The organism is Xenorhabdus griffiniae, from assembly GCF_001028135.1.
GTDB lineage: Bacteria > Pseudomonadota > Gammaproteobacteria > Enterobacterales > Enterobacteriaceae > Xenorhabdus > Xenorhabdus bakwenae.
Map to the genome: position 1 here is coordinate 1 of NZ_LDNM01000111.1, position 8,826 is coordinate 8,826.

An 8,826-nucleotide genomic window follows, 5' to 3' on the forward strand; every position below is an offset into this window, starting at 1 on the left:
TTAAGCAAGCCAACCATACATCAAAATGAGTGTTGCAAAAACGGGGAAGACCATAGATTTGCTCCCGTTACCTGAACTTCGTTTAAGAAAGAAAGGAAAAAATGAACGAAGCGCCTGAGGCACGATCAAAGTTTTTGTTTAGAAAACAAAATGGTGGAGATCCTCAGGCTATGGTTACTTTAGAAGAACTTTTCTGCTGCGTCGATGATTTTTACCAAAAATTTATTCCTCTTTGGGAACAACAGCTCATCGAGAATAACGTGCTTAAACGTCATCGTGCTACTTCCTTGTCTCTGAGCGAGATCATGACCCTCCTCATTTTATTTCACATGAGCCATTATCGTCATTTTAAAGCGTTTTATACTGAGCATGTGCAGCCATACATCCGGACTTTAGTTGAGGCCGTCGCCCCTGTCCCTGATGGAATTCGCTGACCAGGCTCTTATCATTTCGACGCGCTATAAGCGCTTGCATGACACCAGAGTTTCCTGATCACGGTCCGACCTGTCTTGCCACGATGCCAGCGTTGAATCTCCTGTTCCAGTTCCGCAACCTGACGATCAAGCTCTTTCAGGTGTTCACCCAACCGCTGGAGCAGTTGCCTGAAGGTCTCTGGCAGGCAATGACTGGCGTCCTCCAGAATCTCGGGCAGTCGTACTGCAATCTGCTTTATTCCCTGAGCGATAACGATCCCAAACTCGCCCAGGAAACCACGAATGGCATTGGCCTGCGCTGTACGGGCTTTGACAAATCCCTCTCGTGCGCGATGTACCGACAGGATGCTTTGCTGTTCTTCTGTTTTTATTGGGACAAAGCGCATATTCGGTCGTGTCACCGCTTCACATATCGCTTCCGCATCGGCGGCATCGTTTTTATTGGTTTTGACATAGGGTTTAACAAACTGTGGCGCGATTAATTTTACTTCGTGACCAAAACCTTGCAGCTTACGTGCCCAATAATGTGTCCCACCACAGGCATCCAGACCAATCAGGCAAGGTGGCAGGTTGACGAAAAACGTCAGCATTTTCGCGCGCGGTAGCGGTTTTTTGAGTACCGTTTTACCCTGTGCATAGACGCCGTGGACCTGAAAAACATTTTTTGCCAGATCGATACCCACTGTTGTAATCTTCATGGTGGTCATGTACTAAATAGTTAGATACACATCTCAAATGTAGTTTTCACGCTCAATGAAAGTTCCTATGACTTTATCGTGCATTGCTTCCGATTTGGAAAAACAAAGGGTTTTTCGATTCAATCGCTTGATTCGCGTTCGCGGATTCAGATTAGCACGATCACGCCCACCAAGACGAAGCGTAGTCACATTTCGGGGAGCGAGTTTTTTAGCGTTTTCATGACGGTGGCTGGGGCAATTTTCAATACACGGGCGGTGTCGCGAATGCCGCTGTTATTCATCGCCATATCAACAACTTGCTCTTTCACTCCGGGGTTGCAGGCACGGTAGCTATATTTCAGTTGAAAGGTTTTTCGACAGGCATAGCAAGGGTAACGGGGATGACCGGCACTTCCTTTACCATGCCCTTTTACCTCTTCTGATTTGTGACAATAACGACAACAAACATCAATCTTAGCCATATTTCACCACTAAAAAGCGCGAAGTTTATCACAGCAACTAATTATTTAATACATGACCGCTTAACAATATGGATAAACTATAAATGGCATAAAATTTATGTGTGTTATTTAAAATCTTTAGTTGTTGCAAACATCTAAATAAATACCTTTACTCTAAAATAATAAAAATAGTTTCAATAAATGAAGGGGTATAAGATAAGGCCTTGGCTAATAAACAAGGCCTTATTAAGGATGGGGAAATTAAACTATCTCTTTGTATTTCCAAGCCACTATTCTTTGACAAAATGGCCGCTTACGATTTATTTCAGGTATAAATTAAACCTTATTCTGGCGCCACCATTCCGCCAGCATAATACCTGTTGCAACAGAAACATTCAGACTTTCTACCCGACCCGTTCCACCAATAGAAAGACGAATGTCACCATCTTCCCAAATGCTGTCACTTAATCCGTCACTTTCCTGACCCAATACCAAGACTATTTTTTCTGGCAATGTTGCTTGTGCCAGTGTTGTACTACCTTTATGACTTGATGTGGTCACAATTGTATAGCCTTGATTACGGAATTGATTTAGCGTAGCTGTGAATCCATCCGCATCAATGCCTTTGATGTGTTCAGCACCGCCTTCTGCTGTCCGAACAGCTGCACCTGATTCCAACAGCGCTGTATCCTGTAAAATCACACCCTGTACGCCAAAATGCGCACAACTACGCATAATGGCGCCGAGATTATGTGGATTGCCTACGTTTTCCAATGCCAACACACAATCTTTCGCGGGTGCCTGCTGCAAATAGGTTTCCACATCCAAACCATTGCGTTTCTTAATCAGGAAACATACGCCACCGTGGTGCTCTGTACCTGATGCTTTAGATAGCTCTTCGTCGTCAACTACATGGTAAGCTTTGCGATTTGCCGCCATCCACTTCAATGCATCACGAAAACGCGGCGTGACCGATTGAACAAACCAGGCCCGAACAATCGCATCAGGACGGTTCTGGAACATTGCCTGACAAGCATTTTCCCCATAGATACGAGTTTCTTCCAAACGCTGACGACGAAGCTGTTCAGGATCAATGTTGCTTTTGCCGCTAATGCCCTGGTGCTCTGGACTAAGAGATTCACCTTCTGGACGGGAGATAGTCTTCCACGGAGAACTCTCTCCTGAGCGCACTGGGCGTTCACTGCCACGACGGCGGTCACCCTGATCACGCCCTTTACCAAACGGACGGTTATCACTCTTACGGCTGTCACTGTTTTTACGACGATCGCCGCCTTTACGGTTATCGTTATTGTCCTCATTATTGCGAACATACATTACTTTGACTTTGCCGTTCTTACCACTATAGGAATCGTTCATTTATTTCTCCAACTGCGTTATGGCGCGAAGATTACCCGATGTACGCGCCCGAAGCTACCTCTGGTAACGACAATCCATTAAAATATCCGCTAATTTTTTACTGATTTTATCCACGAACATGTCTGAGTTCTTAAATGAGAAATAACAACGCCGTTTATCAGCTTCGCCAACGCCGCCTTGCCCGTTCTACCCGCCCTTTTCTGGCAAGAGGATGCCGGGTGCCGCGTTGCCTGCATTGTTTATTACCCCAAAAAAAATGTCTGTGTGAAATGATTTCACCTGCAAATGCGCAAAGCCGTTTCTGTCTCATCATGTTCGATACTGAGCCGATGAAACCCAGTAATACAGGAAAGTTGATTGCAGATATTCTGCCTGATACATGCGCTTTTCTTTGGTCCAGAACCGAGCCTGACCAACAACTGCTCGACGTCGTGCGTGATCCTACCCGACAACCCTATTTGATCTTCCCAGACAGTTATGCTGCGCCTCCTCGTACGGTGTATCAGAAGATCCCAGCTAACCCAAAACCACCGCTGTTCATTATATTGGATGGCACCTGGCCTGAAGCAAGAAAAATGTTTCGCAAAAGTCCATATTTGAATGATATTCCCCTGTTGTCTATGAATAATATTGCCAAAATGGACTATTTACTTCGGGTGCCCTCCAGAACAGAACAACATTGTACTGCCGAAGTTGCGGCGGCGGCATTAGAATTAGCTGGGGATATTGAAGCGTCACAATCATTATTGAATCATTTTAATCACTTTCGTGAACAATATTTGGCAGGAAAATCTAATCATCTGTAGGAATAACTCACAGTAATGCTTGACAAACCGCGCTAAAGTCACTGAGGGTGGCTAAAGTTATTCGTGGTAATTGTTTAATCAACAGTGATTGTTTATTGATGTGATAACTGATAAGGAACTCCAGAAATGAGCCAGCGCGGACTTGAAGCATTATTACGCCCTAAATCTATCGCCATTATTGGTGCTTCTGAAAAGCCAGAAAAAGCCAGTTCAGTGTTGATGAGAAATTTGTTAATGGGTGGGTTTACAGGACCTATTCTCCCCGTAACACCACACAAATATGCCGTTCTGGGTGTGTTAGCCTATCCTTCTATCGATAAATTACCATTAACGCCTGACCTTGCTGTGATCTGTACTCATCACAGCCGTAATTTGTCTTTACTAGAGCAACTGGCCCAACACGGATGCAAAACTGTCATTATTTTATCCTCTCCGCCATCACAATTTACTGAATTAAAACAGTGCAGCCAGAAACATCATCTTCGAATTCTGGGACCAAATAGCCTGGGCATTTTAGCCCCCTGGAGTGGGCTAAATGCCAGTTTTTCCCCGATCCCTATCCTTAAAGGTAAATTGGCTTTTATTTCACAATCAGCAGCAATATCCAACACAATTCTGGACTGGGCCAACCATCGTAATATTGGTTTTTCGTATTTTATTGCCTTGGGTGACAGTGTTGATATTGATATTGATGACCTGCTCGATTTTTTAGCAAGAGACAGTAAAACCAGTGCCATTTTGTTACATCTCGAACATATCAGCGATGCCCGCCGTTTTCTTTCTGCTTCCCGAAGCGCTTCACGCAATAAACCGATTCTGGTTGTGAAAAGCAGTCGTACCCGGCAAGTTCAGAAGTTGCTGGGAGAACAACAAAATTTTGATGCTGCTTATGACGCAGCCATTCAACGTGCCGGATTACTGCGTGTACAAGATACACATGAAATGTTCTCCGCAGTGGAAACATTGAGTTTTATGCGGCCATTGCGCGGAGAACGTTTATTAATCGTCAGTAATGGAGCAGCACCCGCGGCAATGGCACTGGATGAGCTATTCAGGAGAACTGGCAAACTCGCTATATTAGGTGAGGAAACGATCAATGGATTGTCTGGCATACTTCCAGACACGCTGCTTTTACGTAATCCATTGGATATCGGTGATGACTCCTCTACCGAACAATATATTGCTGCACTCAGGTTACTTTTGGATAGTCATGATTATGATGCCTTACTGTTAATCCACTCTCCCAGCGCCATATCCCACAGCCAAACTACAGCGGTTCGGGTTATACAAACCATTAAAGAGCATCCTCGTGGAAAATGGCTCACTATTTTCACTAATTGGTGCGGAGAATATTCTTCATTGGAAGCCCGACGTCTGTTCAGTGAGGCAGGTATCCCAACTTATCGGACGCCAGAAGGCGCCATTACTGCCTTTATGCATATGGTGGAATATCAGCGAAATCAAAAACAACTGAAAGAAACGCCATCCTTACCCATTGGTATTACATCGAATACGGCTCGTGCCCATGAGTGTATACAGAAGGCCCTTGATAATGGGAATGTCCGACTGGATACCCATGAAGTACAACCTATTCTTGATGCTTACGGTTTAAATACTTTACCAACCTGGATCGCTCATACCAGCGATAATGCGGTTAAGATTGCAGAAAAAATTGGCTATCCCGTGGCATTAAAACTCCGCTCCCCTGATATTCCACATAAGTCAGAGGTTCAGGGAGTGATGCTTTATTTACGCAATGCTGATGAAGTTAAAGCCGCAACACAAGCGATAATTGAACGTGTCAAACAAAACTTCCCACACGCCAGGATCCATGGATTATTAGTACAGAGCATGGCTAATCGGGCTGGCACACAAGAACTGAGAATTGCTATTGAGCAAGACGAGATATTTGGTCCCTTAATCATGCTAGGCGAGGGAGATATTGATTGGGTACATGAAACACAGGCGGCTGTCGCTCTTCCTCCCCTTAATATGGCATTGGCCCGATATCTGGTGATTCAGGCAATTAAAGGGGGCAAAATAAAATCTGGCGGTTCACTTTTGCCACTGGATATTCTTGCCCTCAGCCAGTTATTGGTCAGAGTATCGAATCTTCTGATCGATTGTCCTCAAATTACTCGTATGAATATCCATCCACTGCTTGCATCAGGTAATGAGTTCACTCTATTAGATGTGACAATGGAGTTGATGCCAGTAACAGGCGATCCCCGCAATAGACTAGCTATCCGGCCTTATCCTAATGAACTGGAAGAAACTATCTACATCAAAGATAGTTTTGAATGTTTGCTACGACCAATCCTGCCGGAAGATGAGCCTTTGCTGAAAGAATTTATCGGCCAAGTAACAAAGGAAGATCTTTATTATCGCTATTTCAGTGAAATTAACGAATTTACTCATGATGATCTTGCAAACATGACCCAAATTGATTACGACCGTGAAATGGCATTCGTCGCGATCCGCTATCCAGCAACAACACCTGAAATTATTGGTGTCGCTCGTGCTATGGCAGATCCCGATAATATCGAAGCTGAATTTGCGATATTAGTCCGATCAGATCTAAAGGGGATTACGTTAGGCTATCAACTTATGACTAAACTGATTAACTATACAAGAGAACATGGTATTCAGGCACTAACAGCCATCACTATGCCTGAAAACCGTAACATGATCCAACTTGCGAAAAAACTTGGGTTTGCCATTGATATACAGTTAGAAGATGGCATTGTTAATCTTACATTGACACTCTAGCAAAATATAAATTCAACATACATCTCGTGATGAGTAATAAAAAATGCTCACTCCGTGATAGATCGCACAGTCTTAAAGCAATCAGCTCAAGACCGTTAATTCATACTCACAATAGACCAAACTAATGGTATCATCGCCAGATCATTTTGATTCATACACCTTATGATGGTATTAACGCCATCTAGACTAAGAGAAAAACGCACTGTGATGTTGTCCAAATTTAAACAAGCAAAACACCAACAACACCTTGCACAACTGCCTAAGCTACCACAATCAGTTGCTGATATTGTGACACTTTATGAATCTAAAGTGTTTCGCAGCACCTTATTGGAGCATATAGCAAATGCCCAAAAGCATATTTATATCGCCGCGTTATATTTAGAAAACGATGATGCAGGACAGGATATTTTGACTGCATTATATGTCGCTAAACAAAAACGCCCTGAGTTAGACATAAAAATCCTGGTTGATTGGCATCGTGCTCAACGTGGCCGCATTGGTGTAGAAGCTGCGGCAACAAATGCAGACTGGTACTGCTCCATGGCTGAAAGCTACCCTGATGTCAGCATCTCCATCCTGGGTGTCCCAGTGAATACACGCGAAGCACTGGGAGTTTTACATCTGAAAGGCTTTATCTTTGATGATACGGTTATTTACAGTGGGGCCAGTATTAATGATGTCTATCTGCACCACCATGAAAAATACCGTTACGATCGTTATCATTTGCTGCATAATGCAAAACTTGCCTCAGTCATGAAGCAATTTATTGATGATAGTATTATTAGCGCTGAAGCCGTAAAAAATTTGGCCTGCCACAATCGTCCTCGTAGCCTTGAAATTAAAAATTTGATCCGTCAATTTCGTGCTTCATTGAGGAATGCCGAGTATCACGTTGAAAATCAAGCATCCAATGAAGAATTAGCGGTAACCCCCCTTGTGGGATTGGGCAAAAAAAATCTGCTGAACAAAACAATTTGTCATCTCATGTCTTGCACTGAAAACAAGCTGGTTATTTGTACACCTTACTTCAATTTACCCGCAGTATTGGTGCGTTCAATATCCCGGCTACTCCGCCAAGGAAAGCAAGTTGAGATCATCATTGGAGATAAAACAGCTAATGATTTTTATATTCCACCAGAAGAGCCATTTAAGATCATTGGTGCATTGCCTTATCTGTATGAAATTAACTTACGCCGATTCACTAGTCGGCTGCAAAAGTTTATCGATAGCCAGCAATTAACTATCCGGTTATGGAAGGATCAAGACAATACTTATCACTTAAAAGGGATCTGGGTTGATAATAAATGGCAATTAATTACGGGTAATAATCTTAATCCTCGGGCATGGGGATTGGATCTGGAAAATGCCATTCTTATTCATGATCCTCACCAAGAGATGCTAGAACAACGTGCAATGGAGTTGGATTGCATCCGTACTCATACAAAAATTATCCATAATTATCAGGAGCTGGAAAATATCCAGATCTATCCTGTTAAGGTACGCAAACTGATACGACGCTTGCGCCGTATTCGGGTAGACCGATTAATCAGCAGGATACTGTAGAATACTCAACTAATTAATAAATAATTATCATTTTTTTGAATCCCCTCTCGCTATTGCCAGAGGGGATTTTTGCACCTTATTTATCAAACAGCTATGATTAAAAAAAATAAATCATGGCGTAAATGACGATGAAAAAAAACATCATCACTCTGATAAGAAATATATTAATAATTTCTCCTATCCTACTAAATACTGCTTGCTCCAATATTCGTCAGGCAAATGACAACTGGACAGGAAAAGATAAAGCGCAACATTTCTTATTTTCTGCAATTGTCGCTGCTGCGGGCAATGCTTATGGTGATCGTCAACATTGGGGACATCGTGAAAGTGCACAATTTGGTGTATTGCTATCCGTTAGTATTGGTGCAGCAAAAGAACTTTATGATAGCCGCCCATCAGGAACAGGCTGGAGTTGGCATGATATTGCTTATGATATAGCTGGAGCGATAGCAGGTTATAGTTTATATCAATCCGTGAAGTGATTTTTAACCTTCTATTTTTATTTTCTAATAGCCTCCAAACGCAGAAAAGCCATCCGGTGACGGATGGCTTTTCTGACTAAATGAATGTCTGGCAGTGTCCTACTCTCACATGGGGAGACCCCACACTACCATCGGCGCTACGGCGTTTCACTGCTGAGTTCGGCATGGGTTCAGGTGGTCCCACCGCGCTGTTGCCGCCAGACAAATTCTGTCTTCAATCCCGAACAAGCTGTTTTTTATTCTGAAACCCTCTCAAA

5 protein-coding genes, 1 rRNA gene and 3 pseudogenes are annotated in these 8,826 nt (G+C 43.2%); 5 read left to right on the forward strand and 4 right to left on the reverse strand.

Translation table 11 applies throughout. From position 1 onward, the window contains the following. Positions 1 to 170: 170 nt before the first annotated feature. Positions 171 to 389, forward strand: a pseudogene (locus AAY47_RS20960) (IS982 family transposase); the annotation flags it as partial. A 92-nt stretch (positions 390 to 481) separates the two neighbouring features. Here the strand turns inward: AAY47_RS20960 and AAY47_RS17115 are convergent. From AAY47_RS17115 to AAY47_RS17125, 3 genes and pseudogenes are all read right to left on the reverse strand, one after another. Next, positions 482 to 1,132, reverse strand: a pseudogene (locus AAY47_RS17115) (IS110 family transposase); the annotation flags it as partial. A 33-nt stretch (positions 1,133 to 1,165) separates the two neighbouring features. Beyond that, positions 1,166 to 1,593: pseudogene (locus AAY47_RS21415) on the reverse strand (IS1 family transposase). A gap of 315 nt (positions 1,594 to 1,908) precedes the next feature. After that, entirely contained in the window at positions 1,909 to 2,949 is a 1,041-nt protein-coding gene (locus tag AAY47_RS17125) for a tRNA/rRNA methyltransferase (protein ID WP_047771406.1), read from the reverse strand. A gap of 134 nt (positions 2,950 to 3,083) precedes the next feature. Here AAY47_RS17125 and AAY47_RS17130 point away from each other — a divergent pair, with 134 nt between their 5' ends. The 4 genes from AAY47_RS17130 (at position 3,084) to AAY47_RS17145 (ending at position 8,569) form a co-directional block, all read left to right on the forward strand. After that, positions 3,084 to 3,755, forward strand: coding sequence for a tRNA-uridine aminocarboxypropyltransferase (locus tag AAY47_RS17130; protein WP_047771407.1), 672 nt, complete (start codon positions 3,084 to 3,086; stop codon positions 3,753 to 3,755). A 126-nt stretch (positions 3,756 to 3,881) separates the two neighbouring features. Continuing rightward, positions 3,882 to 6,524, forward strand: a complete 2,643-nt coding sequence (locus AAY47_RS17135) for a bifunctional acetate--CoA ligase family protein/GNAT family N-acetyltransferase (RefSeq protein ID WP_047771408.1) — start codon at positions 3,882 to 3,884, stop codon at positions 6,522 to 6,524. A gap of 204 nt (positions 6,525 to 6,728) precedes the next feature. Then, complete coding sequence (pssA, locus tag AAY47_RS17140; RefSeq protein ID WP_047771409.1) at positions 6,729 to 8,087, forward strand: CDP-diacylglycerol--serine O-phosphatidyltransferase; 1,359 nt, start codon at positions 6,729 to 6,731, stop codon at positions 8,085 to 8,087. A 122-nt stretch (positions 8,088 to 8,209) separates the two neighbouring features. Beyond that, positions 8,210 to 8,569 (forward strand): YfiM family lipoprotein, encoded by a 360-nt coding sequence (locus AAY47_RS17145; RefSeq protein ID WP_083446794.1) that lies wholly within the window; start codon positions 8,210 to 8,212, stop codon positions 8,567 to 8,569. Between the two features lie 86 nt (positions 8,570 to 8,655). Here AAY47_RS17145 and rrf read toward each other — a convergent pair. Continuing rightward, positions 8,656 to 8,771 (reverse strand): 5S ribosomal RNA (gene rrf, locus AAY47_RS17150). Between the last annotated feature and the right edge of the window lie 55 nt (positions 8,772 to 8,826).